Origin of the sequence: Agromyces larvae, from assembly GCF_022811705.1 — a bacterium.
Lineage (GTDB): Bacteria > Actinomycetota > Actinomycetes > Actinomycetales > Microbacteriaceae > Agromyces > Agromyces larvae.
The window spans coordinates 1,543,788-1,567,601 of the sequence record NZ_CP094528.1 but is presented as its reverse complement, the minus strand read 5'-3'; the positions used below and the strand labels follow the sequence as shown (position 1 = coordinate 1,567,601).

Here is a 23,814-nt window from a genome sequence, read left to right as displayed (position 1 = left end):
TCGCAGCAGTTCGCACGAGCGGCGCGGTGGGCAGGCCACGAATACCGTGAAGGCCACGGGCCGAGAGCTTCGGATGTGGTTCCCGCCTGGCCAGGTTCCCTCCCGATGGCGAGTGCCCTGCACCGTGAAGGCCGCAGCCCAGCAACCACAAGGCCTCCAGGATTTTCCAATCCCCGTCACCAAGTAGTCCCGGTCAGATCAGGTTTTCGGTCCCCTTCTAGGGAATGAAGAATGACTGACTCGGCAGAAATCCGGCGCAGCGCCACGCTGCGCCGGATTTTTCTTTCTCTGCACGAGGTACGCCTCGTGGCTGCTCGGAATGGCTGGCGCACCGAGCTCGCGAGACATCGCACCCGTTCCCGGGCCTCGAGCCGGTGCTGACCACGAGCGAACTCGCGGCCCGTCTCGGGGTTCCTGTCCAGACGATCCGGCGACCTTCGCCACGCCCACCGCGGCCCGCGGGGCTTCCGGATTCTTCTTGGCCAGGAGGAATCACGCGGCCGGTGTCGGATCCGGGTGCAGTCGTTCGTTGTCTGGATGAAGAGCGCCCGATGTGCGGGGGCGGAAGTCATGGAGAACGAAGCGATGAGATTGACGACGATCACGCAGATCACTCTCGACGGGGTGACTCAGGGCAATGGCGGCCCGACTGCTGAAGATCGCAGGGGTGGATTCGAACGCGGTGGATGGGCGAGGGGGGCGGGTGATGACACGACGCGCGAGCACATCGCCGCGACGTTCGAGCGCGCCGACGCGTTCTTGTTCGGCCGCCGAACCTACGACATCCTCCTCGAGTTCTGGGGCACCATCGACGACCTGAAACGGCACCCGATCGGGGTCTCCCTGAACTCGCGGCCGAAGTACGTGGCATCCAGAACGCTGACCGAGCCTGAGTGGGCGAACACGTCGGTCCTCGGGGACGACCTCTTCGCTGCCGTCACGGACCTGAAGGCGAGTCGGGACGGCGAGCTGCAGGTTCATGGAAGCAGTCGTCTCATCCAGTGGCTCCTGGAGATGGACCTCGTCGACGAAATGGAACTCATCACCGTCCCGGTGATCCTCGGGCAGGGTGCCCGGCTGTTCGCAGACTCCGGTCGGGATGTCGCGATGGACCTCGTCGGCTCGCGTACCGACTCGAAGGGAGTGATGATTCGGACCTATCGGCCCGCGGGCCGCCCCGAGTACGCGGTGTTCTGATGACGTGTCGCCGCCGTATGCCGCCGCCCGATTCGCCCACGCACGAGGAGATGTCGAGATGATCGAAACAGCCCGCACCATCCACGAGGTCATGGATCGCTACAACAGCGCGTTCCGTCTCCACGATCCAACCCTCCTGGAGGACCTGATCTCCGAGGATTGCGTCATCGAGGACACGAGTCCGGCTCCAAGGGGAGCCCGTCGCGAGGGCGGTCAAGCCTGTCTCGCTCGCTGGTCTGAGCTCGCGGGCAACGCGGACCTCGAGTTCTCTCCCGAATCCACGGAGATTCTCGGTGATCTGGCTGTGGCACCGTGGATCCTGCGCTGGGGATCGGGTGAGAACGACTGGGTCCGAGGCGTGAACCTCATCCGCATCCGCGACGGCAGGATCGTCGAGGCGCGCGGATACCTGAAGGCCTGAGGAGGAGCATCCAGATGAAGTACCTGGTTTCCGTGATCGACGATAAGAGCAATCCCGGCAGCGTGGACAAACGGCCAGCGATCAGTACGTTCAACGAGCGTCTCATCGCCGAAGGCCACTGGGTCTTCGCGGGCGGACTCGCGGATACGGAGACGGCGACAGTCATCGACAACCGGGGCGAGCGGCCCGTGTTCAGTGACGGACCCTTCGTGGAATCGAAGGAGTACCTCGCCGGCGTCTGGGTGTGGGAGGCGCCCGATCTCGATACGGCGCTCGCCCTGGCCGCCGAGGCCTCGAAGATCTGCGACCGGAAGGTCGAGGTGCGACCGTTCGCGTGACCGATATCGAGGCCGAGATGACCCGGGCGTACCGTGACGAGTGGGCGCGCGTGGTCGCCGGTCTGACCAGACGCTTCGGCAATCTCGATCTTGCAGAGGAGGCCGCGGCCGAGGCGTTCGCGACCGCCGTCGCACGGTGGCCGATCGACGGCATGCCGCCGAATCCAGGCGCCTGGCTCACCACGACCGCCATCCGGAAGGGCATCGATCGAGTGCGGCGCGAGAACCAGCGCGAAGGCAAGCACCGGGATGCTCAGACGATCTTCGACTACGCCTCGCCCGAAACGCTCGGTGTGATCGATGACGGCCGGCTCCGGTTGATCTTCACCTGCTGTCACCCGGCATTGGCGATGGAAGCCCGGGTGGCGCTCACCCTGCGAATGGTGGGGGGCCTGACCATGCCAGAGATCGCCCGGGCGTTCCTCGTCTCCGAGAGCGCGATGGGACGACGGATCACGCGCGCCAAAGCCAAGATCCGGGCGGCACGCATCCCATATCGGGTGCCGTCCGCGGCGGATCTCCCGAGCCGCACCTCCGGAGTCCTCGCGGTGCTCTTCCTGGTCTTCAACGAGGGCTACTTGGCGAGCAGCCCCGGCGCCGGCCCGGTGCGTGCGGATCTGACGGCGGAGGCGATCCGGCTCACTCGCCTGGTCCATGACCTCATGCCCGAGGACGGCGAGGTGGCGGGGTTGCTGGCGTTGATGCTCCTCACCGAGGCTCGTCGTACCGCCCGGGTCGCGTTGAACGGCGAATTGATTCCCCTCGATGAGCAGGACCGCGGGGCCTGGGACACGAGCCTCATCGCCGAGGGGCATCGGCTGGTGCGCGACCGGCTGGCCGCAGCGCGTGCCGGTGAGACCCCCGGGCGGTACCAGGTCCTCGCGGCGATCGGTGCGGTGCACACCTCCGCGGGCGACATCCGGGACACCGACTGGGCGCAGATCCTCGCGCTCTACGATCAGCTCGTCCTCGTCGACTCGTCACCGATCGTCGTCCTCAACAGGGCCATCGCGGTAGCCGAGCTCGAAGGCCCTGCCGAGGCCCTCGCGATCGTCCAAGGGCTCGAACAGAGTCTGAACGACTACCACGCCTTCCACGCCACCCGTGCCGACCTGCTGCGCAGGCTGGGCCGCAACAGGGAAGCCCGCACCGCGTATGACACCGCCATCGACCTGGCGGGCAACACCGCCGAGACCGCCTATCTGACCCGCCGCCGGGATCAGTTGCCGCGGTGACGACAGTGAAACGTCGTGAGGTGAACGCGTGTGTCGACCGGTCGACGATGGATGTCGAGACGACGGGTGCTCGTTCGTCGCACTGTGACGGATGATTCGATGATCGATTGGAGCACGGATGCAGTACATGCTGTTGGTCTACGGAAACGACGAGGCGTGGAACGACATGTCCACCGAGCGGAAGGACGCGCTGGAGGCCGCACATCGCGACGTGCTCGCCGACCTCGCCGCGTCAGGGGAACTCGTGCTCTCGAACGAGCTCAGCACGACGGACGCGAGAGTGGTGCGACGCGATGAGCATCGCCTGCTCGTCAGCGACGGGCCGTTCAGCGAGTCGAAGGAATGGGTCGGCGGCTTCTATGTGATCGAGGTCGGCGAAGTGCAGCGTGCCGTCGAGATTGCCTGCCGACTCGAAGAGACGACCTTCTCGGCGGTGGAGATCCGCGCACTGATGCACTGAGTCTGCCGGAGGAAATCGGAGGGGACGACATGTCCGACGACGACCGACTCGCGTTCCTTCGGGCATCCGGGGTCCGCGATTGGCGGGTGCTGTACTGCGGTCCGATCGCGTACTTCGCCACGGGCTCGGTGCGCGACGGCACGAGGTTCACGGCCGCCCTCGCACGACTTCGAGTGCTCCGGGGCCATCCTCCCCTGATCGAGCTCGCCCCAGATGGCGTGACGGTGCGGCTGGACCGGGACATCCTCGACCTCGACGCAGGCTCTGCCATCGAACGCGCGCAAGCGGTCTCGGAGCTCGCCCGCCGACACGGCTTGACCGCTCGCCCAGACCGCGTGCAGGACTTCCAGATCGCCATCGCAACGCAGCTTCCCACAGCCGAAGTCCTCCCGTTCTGGCGAGCGATACTCGGCTACGTCGATCATGGCGACGACGACCTCATCGACCCGCTCGGACGAGGCCCGACGGTCTGGTTCCAACCAATCGACCCTGCGAAGACGCTGCGCCACGCCATGCACGTCGATCTCGCCGTCCCGCGTGAGCAGATACGCGAACGGCTGGAGGCGGCAGCGAAGGCGGGCAGTCGAGCCGTGCACGACGGCGGCGTCCACTGGACGCGTGCCGACGCTGCCGGGAACAAGGTCGACCTCATGGCGTGGCCCGACCTCGCGGTTCCCGAGAACGCGCGCGGCGGCGGGCCCGAGATCGACGCCCAACTGGACGGCCGCGGTCGGAGTCCGGCCCGGGTCATCCCTTCCGACCATGCCGCGCTCGCGGCCGAACCCACCCTGCCCGAACCATCCCAGCCAGGACCAGCGCAGCCCGAAGCAGCCCAGATCGCAGCACCGAGAGCGGCCGGGGATGCCGCTCGCGAGGTGTCCGGACTCGCCGACTGGACGATGCTCCCGACCGGCCCGTCTGCGTGGTTCAGGACGTCCTCACTCGATCGGAGTGCCCACCTTGCGGACACCTTTGCAAGCCTTCCGGGTGCGAATCGGCTGCACCTCGACGTGCGGGCCGACGGTCTCGGCGTCCGGCTCGCTCGGCGCGCCACCGAGCTCCGCGAGATCGACATCGACCTGATGCGGACCATGTCGACGACGGCGCGCGACGTCGGCGCCGAATCCGACCCCTCGAGCGTGCAGACCGTTCAACTCGAGATCGCGCGCACCGGCCATCGAGACTCTGCCCTTCTGGCGTGACCTCTTCCGATACACCGACCTCGGAAACGGCAACCTCGGCGATCCGACTGGCCGTCAGGCGAACCTCAACATCCGGGGAATCCCGGCAGATTCCATCCTGCAGCACGAGTTCCGTGTCGACGTTTCACTGCCGCGATCGATCGTGCGGCAGCGCGTAGCAGCCGCAGTCGCCGCGGGCGGTCGCATCACCGACGACGCCCGCGCGCCGGACCGGTGGATCCTCACCGACCCCGCCGGCAACCGCGTGAAGGTATCGAGTTCGCTCTCCAGCTAGCGGATCACTGTTCGAAGTCCTCCCTCGCCGCACGCTCCGAGCCCCGCGACGGGAACTCACCAGACGATGCCACCGCCGATCGAGATGCCGCCCCACGTGAGCGCGATGAAGATCGCGGCGAACACGACGGGCGCGATGCCCTTCCCGCTGCGGGCGAGGCCCTTCAGCAGCGCGATCACGGCGAGGATCGCAGCGATGATCGACAGGCCGCCGCCCAGGACCAGCCCGATGAACAGCGGGATGGGCATGAGGACGAGGCCGGCGAGTGCGACCCAGAAAGCGGCCCAGGCTGTCTTGTTCGACTGGCGTGCAGCGGCATCCGACATGCCATCGATCCTCTCATCTGCGGCAGCGCGTTGCCTCGTTCTCGACCTGAACGAGCGTGCTGCCAGCCGTCAGCAGGGATTTGATCACTCGGCGAAAACTCGGCGCAATGCGGTCCCGAGACAGCTCGATGGTGGTCGAGCGAGGTCGAGAAGTGGCGTAGACTGACTGCACCGACGCACACAAGCTGGATCGAGGAAACCCGATCTGACGAGGGATTTTGCGAAGGATGACGACCGTGAGGCCGTCAGCGGCGCGGGGTGGAGCAGTTCGGTAGCTCGCTGGGCTCATAACCCAGAGGTCGTAGGTTCAAATCCTGCCCCCGCAACCAAATGAAGGCCCGGTCTCTCAGAGACCGGGCCTTCTGCATATCCCGGTGGCCATCCACCGGATCAGGCTTATAGGCAAGAACGTGTGGATGGTGTCGGGCGTGTCATGTTCTGCCTGCCCATCCTGAGCGGGTCCAGAGGCCTTCTTCGGCGCTCAGGGCGGTGTCGTAGAGTGCGGGTCCGATGGGGTCTTCTGTCGGTGGTTCGACGTGTTTCGGTGCGGGCTGGTGGGCGTGCTTGTGCGCTTGATCGATGGGGATCTCGTGGAGGAGCAGGAACCATTCGGCGGCCCTTCGGCGGTGTTCGATCGGCATGCCGCGGTGGTGGCGGAGGAGGTTGCGGATCTGGGAGTTCAGGCCTTCCAAGCGTGAGGTTGCTCTTGGGTTGCCGTGCTCGAGGTTGGTGAAGATGTGTCCGGCTTGCGCGGCGCGGTGCAGGATCACCCAGGCTTTGCGGAGCCGGTGATGGGTGTACCCGAACTGGCCGTTGTCGTACATGCTGCGTTCTCGGGTGAGGTGCCCGTATTTCTGCCACCAGGCTTCGAGCGTGAGCCGCCAGGTGATCGCGTCATCGACCGTGTGGACATCGGTCAGGGCGAGCGCGATCTGTCGGAGTGCTTTGCCGGCGTGCAGGCGTGGTTTGCGTGTGAGTTCGCGGGTCACGTTCATCTGCAGGTGGAAGATACAGCGTTGGACCTTGGTGTCTGGCCAGGTTCGCGCGAGTGCGGAACGGATCCCGGAGCCCCCATCGGTGACGACCACGGTCGGTGGTGGGATCTGGGTGAACAGGGCTTCCCACGCGGCAGTGGACTCGCTTGCGGCCCATTGCCAGGCGATCACGGTCCCGGTCGAGGATTGCGCGATCAGGAGGCACCAGGACCCGACCCAGACGCCGTCGACGAGGACCGCGTCATGGACTTCACCGGTGATCGGCATGCGGGGTTGAAGGTCCCAGCACCAGGCGGTGTCGTGACGGAAGGAACGTCCAGTACCGCCGCCGAGCTCGGCCTGAGATGCTTTGCCCGTCAGCCAGGTCAGGAACCGGCGTAACTGCTCACGTCTGGTGACATCCGGACGTCGCCGTACGGAGGAGGCCCCGCAGTCCCGGCACCGCCACCGCTGCGTTCCGGCCGCGGTCGTCCCGTTCTTCACGAGCAACGATCCGCATACCATGCAGCGCGTCTGATTCGAGGGATGGTTCACGACTAAGGGTCGCGGACCATGACAATACTCGTGCTGCCGCGTGATTCCGCCGCGAGATCAAGATCCCATCCACACGTTCTTGCCTATAACCCCCGGATCATCCCCACGCGCCCGAGGGGCGACCGAGCCACGACGGATGTCGAGACGACGGGTGCTCGTTCGTCGCACTGCGACGGATGATTCGGTGATCGATTCGAGCACGGATGCAGTACGTGCTGTTGGTCTACGGAAACGACGAAGCGTGGAACGACCTGTCGACCGAGCGGAAGGACGCGCTGGAGGCCGCGCATCGCGATGTGCTCGCCGACCTCGCCGTGTCAGGGGAGCTCGCGCTCTCCAACGAACTCAGCACGACGGACGCGAAAATCGCCGGTCGACTCGAAGAGACGACCTTCTCGGCGGTGGAGATCCGCGCACTGATGCACTGAGCCTGCGCTCGCGGTCCGAGATCGGCGGGTGCTGTACTGCGGTCCGATCGCGCACTTCGCCACCGGTTCGGTGCGTGACGGCACGAGGTTCACGGCCGCCCTCGCACGACTTCGGGTGCTCCGGGGCAATCCACCACTGGTCGAGATCGCCCCGGATGGCGTGACCCTGCGGCTGGACCGGGACGTCCTCGACCTCGACGCGGGTTCGGCGATCGAGCGCGCGCGGGCCCGCGTCATGTCCGGGCTCTGCGTGTGCTCGGAACGTTCGACGACTCCTTCCGCCCTTGAAGGTCGCCGGGCGTCGCGCCCCGCGGTCGGATGGAGCCGTCAGGGCTCGATCCGCTCCGCGCGACCGCCCGGCGCGGTCGCGCCACCGACGCCGGCCGCCGCCGGCGCTCCCACCCCCACCCCGAGGTACTGCCGCTGCGCGAGCAGCGGGCACTCGAACGGGTCGCGCTCGCCGAGTCCGACGCGGTTGATGTACCGCAGCACGATGGCGTACGAGTGCCACAGGGTCGTCTGCGTGTACGGCACTCCACGGTCGTTCAGGTATCCGGCGATCATCGGCGCCGCCCGGCGCAGGTGCGGGCGGGGCATCGACGGGAAGAGGTGGTGCTCGATCTGGTAGTTGAGGCCGCCCATCATGAAGTCGAGCAGCCGCGTGCCGCTGATGTTTCGGCTCATGAGTGCCTGGCGGCGCAGGAAGTCGAGCTTCAAGCCGGCGGGCACGAGCGGCATCCCCTTGTGGTTCGGGGCGAAGGACATGCCCATGTACACGCCGAAGAGCCCGAGCTGGATGGCGAGGAACACCGCAGCCTTGTCGGGTGAGAGCACGAGCAGCACGAGCGCGAGGTATCCGAGGATGCGCACCGAGAGGAACGCGATCTCGACCGGGCGCCGCTGCACCGGCTCGCGCTGGAGCACCCGGTGCACGCTGGAGGCGTGCAGCGAGAGCCCTTCGAGCAGCAGGAGCGGGAAGAAGAACACGCCCTGGTGCGCGATCACCCACCGCATGAGCGCCGGCCGGGGGCGCGACGCCTGCTCGGCGGTGAACGCGACGACGGGCAGCTCGATGTCGGGGTCGGAGCCGATGCGGTTCGGGTTCGCGTGGTGCCGGGTGTGCTTGTGCTGCCACCAGCCGTAGCTCATGCCGATGAACAGGTCGCCGACGATGAGACTGATCCAGTCGTTCCAGCGCCCCGAACGGAAGATCTGCCGGTGCGCGGCGTCGTGGCCGAGGAACGCGGTCTGGGTGAACAGGAACGCGAAGGCGACCGCGGTGAACATCTGCCACCAGCTGTCGCCGATCAGGATGAACACGACGACGGCGGCCCCGATCAGCACGGGGACCGCGGCGAGCTTCGTCCAGTAGTAGCCGTACCGTCGTCGCATGAGGCCCGCATCGCGGACCATGCCGGCCAGCTCGGTGAATTCACTGCTCGGGGCGCGGGTCGATGCCCCGGTCGTGCGGATCTCGGACATGATCAGCCTCCGTCACGACGCCGTTTCGTGTCGTCGCTGTAGCCGCTCCGATGCCAGTGCTCGCCGGTCGCGGTTCGCCACCGAGCCTTCCGTTCCCGCTTCGAGGTTCGGTCGGCTTCAGCGGAGGGTTCCGGCTCGGATGCCACGGCATCGACGGATGCGGCGGGCTCGGCGCGATCGGATGCCACGACATCGACGGATGCCTCGGGCTCGGCACCGGCGGCGAGGGAACCGCCGTCGGTCTCCCACCGCTGATCCGCTCGCGCCCCTTCGCGTCTCGGATCCTGCGCACCCATCGGAACCACCGCCTACTGGTAGATCGACCGGTGCGCGCGGAAGTCGATGCGCTTGGCGGCATCCAGCACGTCCGCGGCCCGGCGCTCCTCGCCGCGTGCGCGCTCGGCGGACGCGGCGTCGTGTTCGCGCTGCCGTTCCTCGGCCTGGCGTCCGATGTCGCTGAGGATCTCGCCGATGAGCGGCGCGAGTCCGTCCGCGAGCTCGGCGAGGTTGGTTCGTTCGATGACGAGGCGTCGGTCGACGGGCTTCAGCGCCACGTCGGGGTAGCCCGCGTCGTGCAGTCGGGTCGTGACCTCGGGCGATGCCAGCAGGCGGAGTTCCTCGGGGGTCGGCCGACGGGTGAAGACCGCGGCGACGTCGTAGCGGTCGGGCTCGTTCGGGGTGCCGATCGTCGGGGGCAGCTCACCGATGACCACGTGGGTGACCCCGAAGGCGTCGTCGCCCGGGATCTGCGGGTCGTCCATCAGTTGGCGAGGTCGGGGAGCGCGGGGCTCCAGGAGGCCTTCGCGCTGTCGGACCAGCGGGTCGGGCTCGATGAGTGTTCGCCGAAGTGCGCCCAGAACCGCGTGTCGCGGTGGTCGGCCGGAGCCGGTGGGCGGTGGGCGACCGTGGCGCTCGGCGCCCGCGGTTCGTGAATGATCGTCATTTCCGGAGTATGGTCGCCGAACATGTGTGCACTCACAGGTTGGCGCCTCCTCGGACGACCCCGCCGCGGCCCCGTCAGCCGGCCAGCACGACGAGCTGCCCGGTCGCCCGCGTCATCGCGACGTACCGGTCGACGGCCCCCTCGATGCCGGCGCCGAACCGCTCGGGCTCCACGAGCACCACGAGGTCGAACTCCAAGCCCTTCGCGAGCGACGGGGTGAGCGAGCGCACCCGCGGGCGCGGCTCGAACGTCGGGTCGCCGATGACGCACGCGATGCCCTCGCCCTCGGCGTGGGCGGCGAGCCATCCGTCGATCACCTCGTCGAGCGCGGCGACCGGCGCGTACTCGACCGGCCGACCGCTCTCGCGGATCGAAGTCGGCACGTTCGCGTCGGGGATCGCGGCACGGATGACCGGCTCCGCCGCCGCCATCACCTCGGCGGGCGTGCGGTAGTTCACCGTCAGCGACGCGAGCTCGACCCGGTCGAGACCGGCACGCTCGAGACGCTCCGCCCACGACTCGGTGAACCCGTGCCTGGCCTGCGCGCGGTCGCCGACGACGGTGAAGCTGCGCGACGGGTTGCGGGCCAGCAGCATGCGCCACTCGGCGTCGGTGAGCTCCTGCGCCTCGTCGACGATGATGTGCGCGAACGGCCCGGCGAGCTCGTCGGGGTCGGCGGCGGGCAGGCCCGACTCGTCGGCGAGCGAGTGCTGCGCGTCCTGCCGGCGCAGCATCGACATCACCTGCATCTCGGAATCGTCGGCCGCGATCAGGTGGTCCATCACCAGCTCGCGCTGCTCCCGTTCGACGGCCTGGGCGGCCTCGCGGCGACGAGCGCGGCGGGAGGTCTCGGGGTCGCCGATGCGCAACCGTGCCGCATCGAGGTAGGGCAGGTCGGAGACGGTCCAGGCTCGCGGCTCGTCGCGCTGAAGTGCTGCGACCTCGGCGTCCGACAGCGTCGGCGCGCAGGCCCGCAGGTAGGCGGGCACGCTCCAGAGGTCGGCGACGACGCCCGCCGGGTCGAGCACCGGCCACGCGCGGTTGAACGCGGCGCGCAGCTCGGGGTGCTGGGCGAGGGCCCGGTGCAGCAGATGCGGAGCCGCGACCCCTTCGTTGCGGTCGACGACGATCGCGAGCAGTTCCTCCCACACCGCGTCGCGGGCGACATTGTGCGCGGTGCCGGGTTCGGGCGCGGCGAACGCCTCGGCCCAGTCCTCGGGGCCGATCCACACCTCGGTCCACGGCGTCTCGACCTCGAGGCCGCGCTTCGGCGGGCGTTCGTAGTGGCGCACCGCCGCCTCGACGGCGTCGACGAGACCCGACCGCGACTTCAGCGCCGCGACGGCCGGATCGGCTTCGGGGCGGGCGGTCGCGCCCTCGGGGACGAGGTCGCGCAGCGTGCACGTCGCCACTCCCTCCTCGCCCAGCCCCGGCAGCACATCGCCCACGTAGTCGAGATACGGCTGGTGCGGCCCCACGACGAGCACGCCGCCGCGGTGGCCCGACAGGCGGGGGTCGGCGTACAGCAGGTAGGCGGCGCGGTGCAGCGCGACGACCGTCTTGCCGGTGCCCGGCCCGCCGTCGACGACGAGCGCGCCGTGCGAGCCCGCGCGGATGATCGCGTCCTGATCGGCCTGGATGGTGCCGAGCACGTCGCGCATCCGCGGCGACCGTGCGGCTCCGAGGCTCGCGATGAACGCCGACTGATCGTCGAGTGCGGCGCGCTCCGCGGCATCCTCGAGTCCGTCCTCGGTGAAGACCTCGTCCCAGTAGTCGGTGATGCGGCCGCGGGTCCAGCGATACCGTCGGCGGCTCGCGAGCCCCATCGGCGTGCCGTGCGTCGCGGCGAAGAACGGCTCGGCTGCCGGCGACCGCCAATCGACGAGCAGGCGCCCGCCCTCGTCGTCCGACAGGCCGAGGCGGCCGAGGTACACGGGTGCGCCGCCATCGGCGGGCACGATGCGCCCCAGGCACAGGTCGAGTCCGAAGCGGCCGAGCATGCGGATGCGCCCGCTGAGCGCATGGATCTCCAGGTCGCGCTCCACGGCCTCCTGGCCGGGACCGGCGGGGCGGCGGCGCAGCGTCGCGAGCCGATCGGATGCCTCGGCGAGCGCCTGCTCGAGGCGTGCGGCGATGGCGGCGAAGTGGCGTTCGTCGTCGGCGACGAGGGCCGGGGCGGCTTTGGCGGCGAGTCGGTCGGGCAGGGCGAACGGGGTGGTGATCAGGGCATACTCCAGCGCGGGAATCGGTCGGCCGACCAGTATGCGCCAGACGGGGGCCCTTGCCGCAAGGCCCCCCTGCCGCGGTATCCTGGAGGTGGCGGGCACGAGTGCCCGCCACCGTCCTGTTCGGAGCGCGGTCTCAGCTCGTCGTCGCGGCCGCCGCCAGGATCGCGTCGATCGCGGACTGGGGGTGCGACACCATCGACACGTGCGAGCCGGGCAGCTCGGTCACGGTGGATCCGGCGCGTTCGGCCAAGCGGCGCAGCACCGCCACCGGGATGACGCGGTCGTCGACGCCGATCACGGCCCAACTCGGCAGCGACCGCCACGCGGGCGGCCCCGAGGGCGTCACGTTCGCCACGAGGGACGCGGGTCGCTGGCTCGCGACGATCGTCGAGCGGGTGGCCTCGTCGAGATCCTGGGCGAACGACTCGTGCACGACGTCGGCCTTCAGGAAGACCTCGGCGGCGCCCTCGGGTGCACCCGGGTATCCGGCGATGTCGAACACCGTCGTCGGGTCGGCGACGGCGAGCGCCGACCCCGAGCCGTCGAGGATCTGCAAGACCGTCTCACCCTCGTCGGGGATGAACGCGTTGACGTAGACGAGCGCCCGGACATTCGGCACCGAGGCGCCCGCGTTCGTGATCACCGCCCCGCCGTACGAGTGGCCGACGAGCACCACCGGGCCGTTCGTGCGCTGCGCGAGGAACGACGCCAGGTACGCCGCGTCCTCGCTGAGGCCGCGCAACGGGTTCGGCGGAACGAGCACCGGGTACCCCTGCGCCTGCAGGGCCCTCGTCACAGCGTTCCAGCTCGAGCCGTCGGCCCAAGCTCCGTGCACCAGTACGATCGTCGGCTTCGTCGCATCGCTCATCGCGGGCCCCCCAAGGCTTCGGCTGTCGGGGGAACCCTACGCCCGCCCGTGCCGGACCCGCTACGCCACGGCCGCGTTGGTTCGTGGGGACAGGCCCTCGTTCACGCCGATGATGCGCGCGTCGACCGGCTGCCGACCTCCGCATCCGCCGCGGTCACGCGGCGCCATCCGCCGCCGCACTCCGTAGGGTGAGGGGATGAGCACCGCGCCCGCTGCCGACACCGCCGCCGCCGACACCGCCGCCGCCGACACCGCCGACAGCGCCGCCGAGCCGGCCGTCGCGCCCGCCGTCGCGATCGCCGTCGCCCAGTTCGCACCCACGACCGACGTCGACGCGAACCTCCACGAGATCGCGCGCCTCGCCGGTCTCGCCGCGGCCCGCGGCGCTCGGGTCGTCGTCTTCCCCGAGTACGCGATGTGCTTCACGCCCGCGCCCGGCCAGGAGATGGTCGACGCCGCCGAGCCGCTCGACGGCGAGTTCGTGCACGCGCTCGCCGACCTGGCGGGCGAACTCGGCGTGCACGTCGTCGCCGGGGTGCTCGAGCAGACCGAGGACCGCGCGCGGTTCCGCAACACGGTCGTCGCGCTGGCCCCCGACGGTGCGCTCGTCGCGACGTATCGCAAGCTGCACCTCTACGACGCGTTCGGCCAGCGCGAGAGCGAGTGGGTCGAGGCCGGCGAGCTCGCCGACCCCGAGGTGTTTGACGCGCACGGGCTGCGGTTCGGGTTGCAGACCTGCTACGACGTGCGGTTCCCCGAGGTGTCGCGCCGCATCGTCGACGCGGGTGCGGATGTCATCCTGATGCCCGCCGAGTGGGTGCGCGGGCCGCTGAAGGAGGCGCACTGGCGCACACTCACCACCGCGCGGGCGATCGAGAACACGGTGTACGTCGCCGCGGCCGACCATCCGGCACCGGTCAGTGCCGGCAACAGCATGATCGTCGACCCGATGGGCGTGGAGGTCGCCACCGTCGGCGAGGGCACGGACATCGCGCTCGCCTGGGTCTCGCGCGAGCGCATCGACGCGACCCGCCGCCTCAACCCGGCGCTCGAGCTGCGCCGCTTCGGCGTCGCCCCGCGCTGACCCGCCCGGGCGGCGATCCGTTCATGATCCCCGCCCGGTCTGTACGCAATTCAGGACGGCGCGCGGCGTGTCGCGGGTGCAGGCGGGCCGGAGGCGGTCCGACACACCTCCGAACCTGAATTGCGCACCCGCGCACCTTGCGCACCCGCGCACTCTGGCACTTGCGCACCTTGCGCGCCTTGCCGGCGCGGCTCAGGCCGGAGTCAGGCGGGACAGCCGGTCGGATGCCTCGGCCAGCACGTCGTGGCGCTTGCAGAACGCGAACCGAACGAGACTGCGGTACTCGGCGCGTCGCTCGGGGTGCACGAGCGCGGACACGGGCACCCCGACGACCCCGGCGAGGTCGGGGAGCCGGCGGCAGAACTCGTCCGCGTCCGAGAACCCGAGCGGTGCGGCATCCGCGATCGCGAAGTAGCCGGCCTGCGGCAGCGACACGTCGAAGCCGGCCGCGCGCAGCCCGTCGGCGAGCAGGTCGCGCTTGTCCGCGAGCGTCGCGGCGACCCGGGCGAAGAAGGCGTCGGGCAGGTCGAGTCCCGCCGCGATCGCCGGCTGGAACGGCGCACCGTTCACGAAGGTGAGGTACTGCTTCACCGCGAGCACCCCCGTGATGAGCGGCGCGGGGCCGGTCGCCCAGCCGATCTTCCAGCCGGTCGTCGAGAACGTCTTGCCGCCCGACGAGATCGAGATCGTGCGCTCCCACGCGCCGGGCAGCGTCGCGATCGGCACGTGCCGATCGTCGGCGCCGCCGCCGAACACGAGGTGCTCGTACACCTCGTCGGTCACGATGAGCGCGTCGTGCCGGGTCGCGAGCTCCACGATGAGTTCGAGGATGTCGCGACCGAGCACGGCACCGGTCGGATTGTGCGGGGAGTTCACGAGGATCACCCGGGTGCGATCGGTGACCGCGCGCCGCAGCTCATCGGCGTCGGGATGCCACGCGGGGCCGTCGCCCTCGACCGAACGGTGCAGCGGCACGGTGCGCAGCACGCCGCCCGCGCGTGCGACGAGCGCGCCGTACGCGTCGTAGGTCGGCTCGAACGCCACCACCTCGTCGCCCGCATCGACGTACGCGAGCAGGGTCGCCGCGAGCGCCTCCGTGGCGCCGGCGGTGACCAGCACCTCGGTCGCGGCATCCGGTTCGATGCCGTACCAGCGCCGCTGATGGCGCGCGATCGCGTCGCGGAGCACCGCCATGCCGATGCCGGGCGGATACTGGTTCACACCCTCGGCGATCGCGCGGCGGGCGGCGGCGAGCACCTCAGCCGGTCCGTCCTCGTCGGGGAAGCCCTGGCCGAGGTTGATCGCACCGGTGCGGGCAGCGAGAGCGCTCATCTCGGCGAAGATCGTCGCGCGCACGGTGCCGTCGTCGCCGAGCAGGCCGGCCCCGGCCGCGGTGCGCTGCCAGGGCAGGAGAGGTGTCGAGCCGGTCATGCTCACACCGTACGCTCACGCGCGGCTCGGTACGCTGACCAGGGCGCGCGGATGACTCGGGGTGAAGACATAGCGCGCGCATAGACTTCGCCGATCCGCTCCACAGCATCCATGCGGAGACTAGGGATCGCTTGGAAGGAGCACCGATGACCGACAACCAGAACGGCGCGGCCCCGGAGCCGACCGCTCCCGAGCCCCTGACCACCGAGACCGCCGAAACCGCACCGGCTGCGGCCGAGCCGGTCGGCACCGCCGCGGCTGCTGCGCCCGCCGCGGCAGCTGCTGCGGCGCCGGCCGACGGGTTTGTCGCCGACGAGGCATCCGTCGCGCCCGCTGCGGCGCCTGCTGCGCCGGCCGCGCCTGCGGCGCCTGCCGCACCTGCCGCGCCGGTGGCGGCCGCGGCACCGGCTGCCGCGCCCGCGCCGACCGCTGCTCCCGCGCCCGTCGCCCCGCCGGCTGCCCCCGCGGCGCCCGCGGCGCCCACCGGAACCGTGTACACGCCGGGCCAGTCTCCGCAGCCGTACCACGCGGCGCAGTACTCGCACCAGCCCGCCGCGCAGACCCAGCCGACGACGCCGCTGCCGTACGCCGGCGCCGCGGCTCCGGCCCCGGGGCAGACGCAGCCGACCCAGCCGCTGCCCGGATCGGTGCCCCAGGTTCCGCCGGCGTTCGGCGGGCCGACCGCCCGGCCGGCCGAGCCCAAGCCCGAGCGTCGTCGCGTCGGGTTCGGCGTCGCCGCCGCGATCGTCGCGACCGCCCTGGTCGCCGGCGCGGGCGGTGCGGGCATCACCGCGCTCATCATCAACGAGAACCAGCCCGCGGTGTCCACGAGCGCAGCGACCCCGCAGAACATCGTCGTCAACGACCCCGACTCGGTGAACCAGATCACCGCGGTCGCCGCGGCGGCCAGCCCGAGCGTCGTCACCATCTCGGTGTCCAGCCAGCAGGGTGCGGGCACGGGGTCGGGCGTGATCCTCTCGGAGGACGGCTACGTGCTCACGAACACCCACGTCGTCACGCTCGACGGTGCGACCGGCGATCCGTCGATCCAGGTCAAGACCAGCGACGGTCGGCTGTGGGGTGCCGAGCTCATCGGCACCGACCCGCTCAGCGACCTCGCGGTCATCAAACTGGTGGATGCCTCGGGCCTCGAGCCGATCGAGTTCGCCGACTCCGACAAGCTCAACGTGGGCGACGCGGCGATCGCGATCGGTGCGCCGCTCGGCCTGTCGGGCACCGTCACGAACGGCATCGTCAGCGCGCTCAACCGCAGCATCGACGTCGCCTCGTCGGCGGCGCCGGCCACCCCTGACGACGGCGACGAGCAGCAGCAGCCGCAGGGGGAGAGCCCCTTCGACTTCTGGAACTTCGACGTCCCGGGCCAGGAGGGCCAGCAGCAGCAGACCCAGTCGAGCGGCACCATCTCGATTCCGGTGGTGCAGACCGACGCGGCCATCAACCCCGGCAACTCAGGCGGTGCGCTGCTCGACGCGAGCGGCAAGCTGATCGGCATCAACGTCGCGATCCTCTCGGCCGGCGGGTCGTCGGGCGAGGCCGGCAACATCGGCGTCGGGTTCGCGGTGCCCGCGAACCTGGCCAAGCGCGTCTCGAGCGAGCTCATCGAGAACGGCGAGGCCACGCACGGCCTGCTGGGCGCGACGGTCACGTCGGCTCAGGCGGCGGATGACGCGACCGAGGTCGGCGCCCTCATCACCGAGGTGAGCCCGGGCGGCGCGGCGGAGGCCGCGGGCCTGCGCGAGGGCGACGTCGTCACCTCGTTCAACGGCGTGCCGATCTCGGACCAGACCGACCTCACCGCGCAGGTGCGCGCGCGGGCCGGCGGGTCGGACGCGACGCTCACGTACACCCGCGACGGCAAGAGCACGTCGGTCGACGTCACCCTCGGCACCTTCGAGGGCTGAACACCGACGGCTCGGCCCCCTGAGCTTGTCGAAGGGGGCTGGGTCGGCTTCGGCTCATGCTCCCTGAGCTTGTCGAAGGGGGCTGGTCCGCTTCGACGGGCTCAGCGGGCTTCGGCTCATGCTCCCTGAGCTTGTCGAAGGGGGCTGGTCCGCTTCGACGGGCTCAGCGGGCTTCGGCTCATGCTCCCTGAGCTTGTCGAAGGGGGCTGGTCCGCTTCGACGGGCTCAGCGGGCTTCGACGGGCTCGGCTCCCTGAGCTTGTCGAAGGGGTTGGTCCGCTTCGACGGGCTCAGCGGGCTTCGGCTCATGCTCCCTGAGCTTGTCGAAGGGGGCTGCTCCGCTTCGACAGGCTCAGCGGGCTTCGACGGGCTTCGACGGGCTCAGCGGGCTTCGACGGGCTTCCGCCCGGGGCATCCGATCCGGGTCGCGACCGACCCGGCTGGTAGGCTCGATCGACCGAGCCCGAGTGAGGAACATGCCCGACGCGACCCCCGAGGCGACCCCGTCGCCGACTGAGGGCGTCTCCTACGTGATGCCGGTCTTGAACGACGTGTCCCATGTGAGGGCCGCCGTCGAGTCCATCCTCGAGCAGCACTACGACGGCCCGGTCGAAGTGCTCATCGCACTCGGCCCGTCCATCGACGGAACCGCCGAACTCGTCGCCGATCTCGCCGCGCGCGACGCGCGCGTGCGCGTCCTCGACAACGAGGTCGGTTCGACGCCGGCCGGCCTCAACATCGGCATCCGGGCCGCGAGGTATCCCGTCGTCGTCCGGGTCGACTCGCACTCGATGCTGCCGCCCGAGTACACCCGCATCGCGGTCGCCACGCTCGAGCGCACCGGCGCCGACAACGTCGGCGGCATCATGGATGCGCACGGCGAGACGCCGTTCGAGCGTGCGGTGGCGCTGGCGTACACGACGAAGGTCGGGCTCGGCGGCGGGTCGTTCCACGTGGGCGGCGACGAGGGGCCGGCCGACACGGTCTACCTCGGCGTGTTCCGCCGCGGCGCGCTCGAACGCGTCGGGCTGTTCGACGAGGGCATCAAGCGCGGGCAGGACTGGGAGCTCAACCGGCGCCTGCGCGAAACCGGTGGCACGGTGTGGTTCACCCCCGAGCTGGCGGTCATGTACCGTCCGCGGTCGAGCCTCGACCGGCTCGCCCGGCAGATGTTCTCGACCGGGATGTGGCGGGGCGAGCTCGCACGCCGGTTCCCCGCGTCCAACGGCATCCGGTATTTCATTCCGCCGGCGATGGTGCTCGGCGTCACGCTCGGACTGCTCGCCGGCATCGGCGGCCTCGTGCAGCTCGCGATGGGCGCTGCGCCCTGGCTGCTCGTCGGCTTGACGGTGCCGCTCGTCTACCTGCTGTTCGTGGCGGCCGCCACGCTCGTGTACGCGCGCGGACGCGGCGCGGGCACAGCGGCGTGGTTTCTCGTAGTCTTGCCCTGCATCCACGTCAGCTGGGGGGTCGGGTTCGTACTCGGCTTCCTTGCGCTGACGAGCAACATCGCCAGGCACACGGGAAGGTGACGATGTCCGAGACCGATCCGGTCACCCGTCGTCCGTCGAGCATCGCCGAGCTCAGGGCGGTGGCGCAGCCCCCCGAGGTGCGCAGCCGCCGCAATGCCGAGCACTGGACGGCATCGCTGTATCTGCGCAACATCTCGCCGTACCTCACGTGGATGCTGCTGAAGACGCGCATCAGCGCGAACGGCGTGACCGGGCTGATGATCCTGGTCGGCTGGTCCACGGCCGCCGCGCTGCTCATCCCCGGCATCTGGGGGGCGCTGCTGGCCGTCGTGCTCGGCCAGCTGCAGATGCTCGTCGACTGCTGCGACGGCGAGGTCGCCCGATGGCGGCGCACGTCGTCGCCCGCCGGCGTATTCCTCGACAAGGTGGGCCACTACTCGACCGAGGCCCTCATCCCGATCGCGCTCGGCATCCGGGCCGCGGCGTACCCGCTCGAATTCCCCGGCGACTTCCTCTGGACGACGCTCGGCACCCTGCTCGCGCTCGTCATCGTGCTGAACAAGGCGCTCAACGACATGGTGCACGTCGCCCGGGCCAACGCCGGTCTGCCGAAGCTCGCCGACACCCACGGCGAGACCGCGCCGCGCGGCGGGCTCGTCGCGAAGCTGCGTCGGGCGGCGCGGTTCGTGCCCTTCCACCGGCTCTACCACTCGGTGGAGCTCACGCTCATCGCGTTCGCAGCGGCCGTGATCGGGTTGTTCGCCGGGCAGCCGCTCACCGACCGCGGGGTCGTCGTCGTGCTGGTTCCGCTCGCGATCCTCGCGCTGGTCGGGCACTTCGTCGCGATCCTGGCGAGCCGCCGTGTCCGGGCCTGAACACCCCGGCGACGGGCTCCCCGAGCGGGTCGATGGGGGCGGTCCGCTTCGACCGGCTCGGCGACCCTCGGGGGGCGGGGCTGCGCCCCGGGTCGGTGTGGTCGTGCTCACGATGGGCACGCGGCCCGACGACCTCGCCCGGGGCATCCGCAGCGTCCTCGCCCAGCGCGACGTGACCGTCGACGTCGCCGTCGTGGGCAACGGCTGGGACCCGGCGACGTCGTCGCCCGCGTTGCCCGACGGCGTGACGCCCGTGCACCTGCCCGAGAACCTCGGCATCCCGGCGGGCCGCAACCGGGGTGTGCCGCACGTGTCGGGAGAGTACGTCTTCTTCCTCGACGACGACGCGTTCCTACCGGCCGACGACTTCCTCGCCCGCGGCGTCGCGCTGCTGCGCGCGCGCCCCGAGATCGGGCTCATCCAGCCGCGCGTGGTCGACCCGACCGGGCTCACCTCGCCGCGGCGGTGGATCCCGCGGATCCGCAAGGGCGACGCCGCGGCATCCTCGCCCGTGTTCTCCTGCTGGGAGGGCGCGGTGCTCATGCCGCGCGCCGTGTTCGACCGCGTCGGCGGCTGGGGCGACCCGTACTTCTACGCGCACGAGGGCATCGAACTGGCGTGGCGGGTCTGGGATGCGGGCCGCATCGCCTGGTACGCGGGCGATCTCGAGGCGGGGCATCCGGTCATCGATCCCGCACGCCACGCCGAGTACTACCGGCTCAACGCCCGCAACCGGGTCTGGCTCGCCAAGCGCAACCTGCCCGCGATCCTGGCGCCCTGCTACGTCGGCTCGTGGACGGCGATCCAGGTGCTGCGGTGGGCGAGACGCCCCACGGCGCTGCGCGCCTGGTTCGGCGGGTGGGTCGCCGGCTGGCGCGAGGACCCGGGCGGGCGGCGCCGGATGCGCTGGCGCACCGTGTGGCGGATGACCCGTGCCGGTCGCCTCCCGGTGATCTGAGCCCCCGCAGCCCCTCGGCTCCGCTGGTCGAGGAGGGCGCAGCGCCGTTCCTCCGCCGGTCGCCACTCGACCGCGGAGCCGTGGTAACGATCGGCTCTCGGTCGCGCGCGCATGGGCGCGCGCGGAGCATCCGTTCGGAGCCCATCGCTACCCTTGAACGAATGGGACTCCGGACGGACGCGCGTCGCGCGGTGAAGCTCGCGCGGAGCATCCTGCGCAACCGCAGGGCGCAGCGCGACCTCCAGGCGCGGCTCGCGATGCAGGCGCCGCTCGAGCCGCACCGCTTCAAGATCGGCGTGTACTTCGCCGACGGCAAGGTGAACCTCTACCAGTTGCGGCAGTGGTACAAGCCGCTGGCCGAGCTCGCTGAGACGTATCCGGTCGTGATCCTGAGCCGTGCGTCGGGTGCGGCGCTCGCGCTGCTCGACGAGTCGCCGCTGCCGGTCGCGTACGTGCGACGCGTCGCAGACCTCGAGCGGGTCATCCACGAGCAGGACCTGCACATCGTGTTCTACGTGAACCAGAACGCGAAGAACTTCCAGATGATGCGCTACGGGCGTCGCTGGCACGTGTTCATCAACCACGGCGAGTCCGACAAGATGTACATGACCACCAACCAGTTCAAGGCGTACGACTACGCGCTCATCGCGGGCGATGCAGCGCGGGCCCGCCTCGACAAGGTGCTCTGGGACTACGACTTCGACAAGCGCGCCATCCCGATCGGGCGGCCGCAGGCCGACCACTACCTCGACGGCCGCGAGCTTCCGTACCCCGCCGACGGGCGCGAAGTCGTGCTCTACGCCCCCACGTGGGAGGGCGACCGCGCCGCCGCTGCGTACGGGTCGATCGCATCGCACGGCGTCGACCTCGTGAACGCGCTGCTCGCGAGCGGTCGGCATCGCGTGATCTACCGTCCGCACCCCCGGTCGGGCGTCGTCGGCGACGCCTATGCGGCGGCGAACCGGGCGATCATCGCCGCGCTCGAGGCCGCGAACGTCGCCGACCCTGCGGCGCACCACATCTTCGACGACGGACCCGACCTGGGCTGGCAGCTCGCTGCCGCCGACGTCGCGATCGTCGACATCTCGGCGATGGTCTACGACCGGCTCGCGGCCGGCAAGCCGCTGCTCATCACGAAGCCGGTTGCGCGCGAGGCGCAGATCGACACCGGTGGGTACCTCCAGGCGTGCGAGTGGCTCGAGGCCGGGCCGGATGCTTCGCCAGCCGCCGACCGCGGCGCCGCGATGCTCGCCCGCGTCGACGAGGTCGCCCATGATGCCGAGGCGCTGTCGCGGCTGCAGTACTGGGTGACCCGGTACTTCGGCGACACGACGCCCGGGGTCACGACCGCGCGGTTCCACGCCGCGGTCGACCACCTGATGGCTGAGTGGGAGCGGTTCGCCGCGTTGCACGCCGGCGACCCCGACCTGGATGACCACGACACCGAGGGTGAGCGCGCCGAGCAGGCGGGGGAGCCCGAGGAGGATCTGGCGGGGTAGGGCGCGCGCGGTGCCGAGGTCGCTTCAGCGCTGGATCGCTTGGTCGCTGGATCGCTGGATCGCTTGGTCGTTGGATCGCTTGGTCGTTGGATCGCTTTGATCGCTGGATCGCTACATCGACGCGAAAACCGCGGTGTACGCAATGGACGTGATGACGCTGAAGATGAGCGTCAGCACTGACAGCGCCACGCCGGCCGTACCCGCTGCGGAGCCGGCGCGCTTCGCCCGGTTTCCGAGGGTGATGCCGAAGATCGCGCCCGCGACGGCGACGTAGCTGAGGATCGGGATCAGCGCGAACACCCCGCCGAGGACGGCGAGCACGATCGAGGCGATGGCCGCGCCAGTGCCAGGGTTGGCGGTGGTGGCGGTGCCGGTAGGCGCGGGGCCCCTGCCGGGGCGGGTGGCGGCGTACTCGCCGTACCGAGGGACCTCGGGGAGGGTCGGCGGGGTCGGTAGCGGTGCGGCGGTGGCGCGCTGCGCGTTCGCGACGGTGCGCTGCACGTTCGCGACCGCCTGTTCGGCGTACGCGCTTGCCGTGGCGGCGGCGCTCGTCGCTGCGGCGGCGGCGCGATCCTGCACGGCGGCCGGCAGCGCTTCGAACGCGGTCGAGACCGTCTGCTGCAGGTTGGCGGGTACGGATGCCACGGCGCGCGCCGTGGCATCCTCGACGATCTTCGCCGGATCGGCGGCGGCGAAGGTCTGAGCGGAGGCCGAGGCGGAGGCCGAGGCGGCCGGCTCAGCGGAGTCGGCTGCGGGCACGGCCGGCTCGGCGGAGGCGACCGAGGCCACGCTCGGCGTGCTCAACGTCGGTGCCGCGGTGGGCTTCACGTAGTCCCACACCGAGCGGGTCGTCGGTACGGGGGAGTCGGCGGCGTCGGCGTCGGGGTCGCTCATGGGATCAAGACTGGCAGATCTCGACATGAACGCCGACCTGTGTGTTCCGCCTGGGATCCTCCGAGCGCGCGACTGGTGGCGGGCGGCATCGAGTGTTTCGCGGGGTGTCGTGAACGGGCCGGCTGGCGCTCTCAACTCGCGTGGGGGTCGAGCAGCCGCTACGCGGCGGCGAACAGGGCGATCATCGCCGCGCTCGAGGCCGCGAACGTCGCCGACCCTGCGGCGCACCACATCTTCGACGACGGTCCCGACCTGGGCTGGCAGTTCGCCGCCGCCGACGTCGCGATCGTCGACATCTCGGCGATGGTCTACGACCGGCTCGCGGCCGGCAAGCCGCTGCTCATCACGAAGCCGGTTGCGCGCGAGGCGCAGATCGACACCGGTGGGTACCTCCAGGCGTGCGAGTGGCTCGAGGCCGGGCCGGATGCTTCGCCAGCCGCCAGCCGCCGACCGCGGCGCCGCGATGCTCGCCCGCGTCGACGAGGTCGCCCATGATCCCGAGGCGCTGTCGCGGCTGCAGTACTGGGTGACCCGGTACTTCGGCGACACGACGCCCGGGGTCACGACCGCGCGGTTCCACGCCGCGGTTGACCACCTGATGGCTGAGTGGGAGCGGTTCGCCGCGTTGCACGCCGGCGACCCCGACCTGGATGACCACGACACCGAGGGTGAGCGCGCCGAGCAGGCGGGGGAGCCCGAGGAGGATCTGGCGGGGTAGGGCGCGAGCGGTGCGCCCTCCCCGCGGAGCC

General features: G+C 70.5%; 26 protein-coding genes and 1 tRNA gene. 17 read left to right on the top strand and 10 right to left on the bottom strand.

The window, feature by feature from the left end; translation table 11 throughout:
• The first annotated feature begins 570 nt into the window (after nucleotides 1–570).
• The 7 genes from MTO99_RS07470 to MTO99_RS19150 all read left to right on the top strand — a co-directional run bounded on the left by MTO99_RS07470 (nucleotide 571) and on the right by MTO99_RS19150 (nucleotide 5,127).
• Nucleotides 571–1,197: a dihydrofolate reductase family protein gene (locus MTO99_RS07470; RefSeq protein ID WP_243558180.1), complete on the top strand. Its 627-nt coding sequence runs from the start codon at nucleotides 571–573 to the stop codon at nucleotides 1,195–1,197.
• Between the two features lie 58 nt (nucleotides 1,198–1,255).
• Nucleotides 1,256–1,618 carry a nuclear transport factor 2 family protein gene (locus MTO99_RS07465; protein WP_243558179.1) on the top strand — a complete coding sequence of 121 codons (363 nt, stop codon included), beginning with the start codon at nucleotides 1,256–1,258 and terminating at the stop codon, nucleotides 1,616–1,618.
• A gap of 14 nt (nucleotides 1,619–1,632) precedes the next feature.
• Nucleotides 1,633–1,956, top strand: a complete 324-nt coding sequence (locus tag MTO99_RS07460; protein ID WP_243558178.1) for a YciI family protein — start codon at nucleotides 1,633–1,635, stop codon at nucleotides 1,954–1,956.
• 17 nt (nucleotides 1,957–1,973) lie between these two features.
• Complete coding sequence (locus tag MTO99_RS07455; RefSeq protein ID WP_243559008.1) at nucleotides 1,974–3,191, top strand: RNA polymerase sigma factor; 1,218 nt, start codon at nucleotides 1,974–1,976, stop codon at nucleotides 3,189–3,191.
• Nucleotides 3,192–3,309: 118 nt separating this feature from the next.
• Nucleotides 3,310–3,651 carry a YciI family protein gene (locus MTO99_RS07450; RefSeq protein ID WP_243558177.1) on the top strand — a complete coding sequence of 114 codons (342 nt, stop codon included), beginning with the start codon at nucleotides 3,310–3,312 and terminating at the stop codon, nucleotides 3,649–3,651.
• Nucleotides 3,652–3,680: 29 nt separating this feature from the next.
• Nucleotides 3,681–4,853, top strand: a complete 1,173-nt coding sequence (locus tag MTO99_RS07445) for a VOC family protein (RefSeq protein ID WP_243558176.1) — start codon at nucleotides 3,681–3,683, stop codon at nucleotides 4,851–4,853.
• Complete coding sequence (locus MTO99_RS19150) at nucleotides 4,828–5,127, top strand: VOC family protein (protein ID WP_354002529.1); 300 nt, start codon at nucleotides 4,828–4,830, stop codon at nucleotides 5,125–5,127. Before MTO99_RS07445 ends, MTO99_RS19150 begins: the two co-directional genes overlap by 26 nt.
• Before the next feature lie 56 nt (nucleotides 5,128–5,183).
• Here the strand turns inward: MTO99_RS19150 and MTO99_RS07440 are convergent, their stop codons facing one another.
• Nucleotides 5,184–5,453, bottom strand: coding sequence for a hypothetical protein (locus tag MTO99_RS07440; protein ID WP_243558175.1), 270 nt, complete (start codon nucleotides 5,451–5,453; stop codon nucleotides 5,184–5,186).
• Nucleotides 5,454–5,705: 252 nt separating this feature from the next.
• Between MTO99_RS07440 and MTO99_RS07435 the strand changes: the two genes are divergently transcribed.
• Nucleotides 5,706–5,782: transfer RNA gene (locus MTO99_RS07435), tRNA-Met, on the top strand.
• A 102-nt stretch (nucleotides 5,783–5,884) separates the two neighbouring features.
• Here the strand turns inward: MTO99_RS07435 and MTO99_RS07430 are convergent.
• Nucleotides 5,885–6,952: an IS1249 family transposase gene (locus MTO99_RS07430; protein WP_243558879.1), complete on the bottom strand. Its 1,068-nt coding sequence runs from the start codon at nucleotides 6,950–6,952 to the stop codon at nucleotides 5,885–5,887.
• A 233-nt stretch (nucleotides 6,953–7,185) separates the two neighbouring features.
• On the opposite strand from MTO99_RS07430, the gene MTO99_RS07425 reads away from it, so the two are divergent.
• Nucleotides 7,186–7,410 carry a YciI family protein gene (locus tag MTO99_RS07425; RefSeq protein ID WP_243558174.1) on the top strand — a complete coding sequence of 75 codons (225 nt, stop codon included), beginning with the start codon at nucleotides 7,186–7,188 and terminating at the stop codon, nucleotides 7,408–7,410.
• A 327-nt stretch (nucleotides 7,411–7,737) separates the two neighbouring features.
• Here the strand turns inward: MTO99_RS07425 and MTO99_RS07420 are convergent, their stop codons facing one another.
• The 6 genes from MTO99_RS07420 to MTO99_RS07395 all read right to left on the bottom strand — a co-directional run bounded on the left by MTO99_RS07420 (nucleotide 7,738) and on the right by MTO99_RS07395 (nucleotide 12,931).
• Nucleotides 7,738–8,892 (bottom strand): fatty acid desaturase family protein, encoded by a 1,155-nt coding sequence (locus MTO99_RS07420; RefSeq protein ID WP_243558173.1) that lies wholly within the window; start codon nucleotides 8,890–8,892, stop codon nucleotides 7,738–7,740.
• A 2-nt stretch (nucleotides 8,893–8,894) separates the two neighbouring features.
• On the bottom strand, nucleotides 8,895–9,188 hold the full coding sequence (locus tag MTO99_RS07415; protein WP_243558172.1) for a hypothetical protein: 294 nt from the start codon (nucleotides 9,186–9,188) through the stop codon (nucleotides 8,895–8,897).
• Nucleotides 9,189–9,200: 12 nt separating this feature from the next.
• Nucleotides 9,201–9,653 (bottom strand): hypothetical protein, encoded by a 453-nt coding sequence (locus MTO99_RS07410; protein WP_243558171.1) that lies wholly within the window; start codon nucleotides 9,651–9,653, stop codon nucleotides 9,201–9,203.
• Nucleotides 9,653–9,835 (bottom strand): hypothetical protein, encoded by a 183-nt coding sequence (locus MTO99_RS07405; RefSeq protein WP_243558170.1) that lies wholly within the window; start codon nucleotides 9,833–9,835, stop codon nucleotides 9,653–9,655. Before MTO99_RS07405 ends, MTO99_RS07410 begins: the two co-directional genes overlap by 1 nt.
• Nucleotides 9,836–9,909: 74 nt before the next feature.
• Nucleotides 9,910–12,060, bottom strand: coding sequence for an RNA polymerase recycling motor ATPase HelR (gene helR, locus MTO99_RS07400; RefSeq protein WP_435520823.1), 2,151 nt, complete (start codon nucleotides 12,058–12,060; stop codon nucleotides 9,910–9,912).
• Nucleotides 12,061–12,196: 136 nt separating this feature from the next.
• Entirely contained in the window at nucleotides 12,197–12,931 is a 735-nt protein-coding gene (locus tag MTO99_RS07395) for an alpha/beta fold hydrolase (RefSeq protein WP_243558169.1), read from the bottom strand.
• 196 nt (nucleotides 12,932–13,127) lie between these two features.
• Between MTO99_RS07395 and MTO99_RS07390 the strand changes: the two genes are divergently transcribed.
• On the top strand, nucleotides 13,128–14,015 hold the full coding sequence (locus MTO99_RS07390; protein WP_243558168.1) for a carbon-nitrogen hydrolase family protein: 888 nt from the start codon (nucleotides 13,128–13,130) through the stop codon (nucleotides 14,013–14,015).
• Between the two features lie 192 nt (nucleotides 14,016–14,207).
• On the opposite strand, the gene MTO99_RS07385 is transcribed toward MTO99_RS07390, so the two are convergent.
• Nucleotides 14,208–15,446: an aminotransferase class I/II-fold pyridoxal phosphate-dependent enzyme gene (locus tag MTO99_RS07385; protein WP_243558167.1), complete on the bottom strand. Its 1,239-nt coding sequence runs from the start codon at nucleotides 15,444–15,446 to the stop codon at nucleotides 14,208–14,210.
• Nucleotides 15,447–15,592: 146 nt separating this feature from the next.
• On the opposite strand from MTO99_RS07385, the gene MTO99_RS07380 reads away from it, so the two are divergent.
• The 5 genes from MTO99_RS07380 to MTO99_RS07360 all read left to right on the top strand — a co-directional run bounded on the left by MTO99_RS07380 (nucleotide 15,593) and on the right by MTO99_RS07360 (nucleotide 22,171).
• A complete protein-coding gene (locus tag MTO99_RS07380; RefSeq protein WP_243558166.1) occupies nucleotides 15,593–17,368 on the top strand; it encodes a S1C family serine protease in 1,776 nt (591 codons plus the stop codon).
• A gap of 475 nt (nucleotides 17,369–17,843) precedes the next feature.
• Entirely contained in the window at nucleotides 17,844–18,899 is a 1,056-nt protein-coding gene (locus MTO99_RS07375) for a glycosyltransferase family 2 protein (RefSeq protein WP_243558165.1), read from the top strand.
• A gap of 2 nt (nucleotides 18,900–18,901) precedes the next feature.
• Nucleotides 18,902–19,714 (top strand): CDP-alcohol phosphatidyltransferase family protein, encoded by an 813-nt coding sequence (locus MTO99_RS07370; protein ID WP_243558164.1) that lies wholly within the window; start codon nucleotides 18,902–18,904, stop codon nucleotides 19,712–19,714.
• A 112-nt stretch (nucleotides 19,715–19,826) separates the two neighbouring features.
• Nucleotides 19,827–20,672 carry a glycosyltransferase family 2 protein gene (locus MTO99_RS07365; RefSeq protein WP_243559004.1) on the top strand — a complete coding sequence of 282 codons (846 nt, stop codon included), beginning with the start codon at nucleotides 19,827–19,829 and terminating at the stop codon, nucleotides 20,670–20,672.
• Between the two features lie 161 nt (nucleotides 20,673–20,833).
• Complete coding sequence (locus MTO99_RS07360; RefSeq protein WP_243558163.1) at nucleotides 20,834–22,171, top strand: CDP-glycerol glycerophosphotransferase family protein; 1,338 nt, start codon at nucleotides 20,834–20,836, stop codon at nucleotides 22,169–22,171.
• 111 nt (nucleotides 22,172–22,282) lie between these two features.
• Here MTO99_RS07360 and MTO99_RS07355 read toward each other — a convergent pair whose 3' ends face one another.
• Nucleotides 22,283–23,065 carry a hypothetical protein gene (locus MTO99_RS07355; RefSeq protein ID WP_243558162.1) on the bottom strand — a complete coding sequence of 261 codons (783 nt, stop codon included), beginning with the start codon at nucleotides 23,063–23,065 and terminating at the stop codon, nucleotides 22,283–22,285.
• 75 nt (nucleotides 23,066–23,140) lie between these two features.
• On the opposite strand from MTO99_RS07355, the gene MTO99_RS19145 reads away from it, so the two are divergent.
• Nucleotides 23,141–23,560 (top strand): hypothetical protein, encoded by a 420-nt coding sequence (locus MTO99_RS19145; protein WP_354002519.1) that lies wholly within the window; start codon nucleotides 23,141–23,143, stop codon nucleotides 23,558–23,560.
• Entirely contained in the window at nucleotides 23,529–23,783 is a 255-nt protein-coding gene (locus MTO99_RS19140) for a hypothetical protein (protein ID WP_354002518.1), read from the top strand. Before MTO99_RS19145 ends, MTO99_RS19140 begins: the two co-directional genes overlap by 32 nt.
• Nucleotides 23,784–23,814 lie beyond the last annotated feature (31 nt).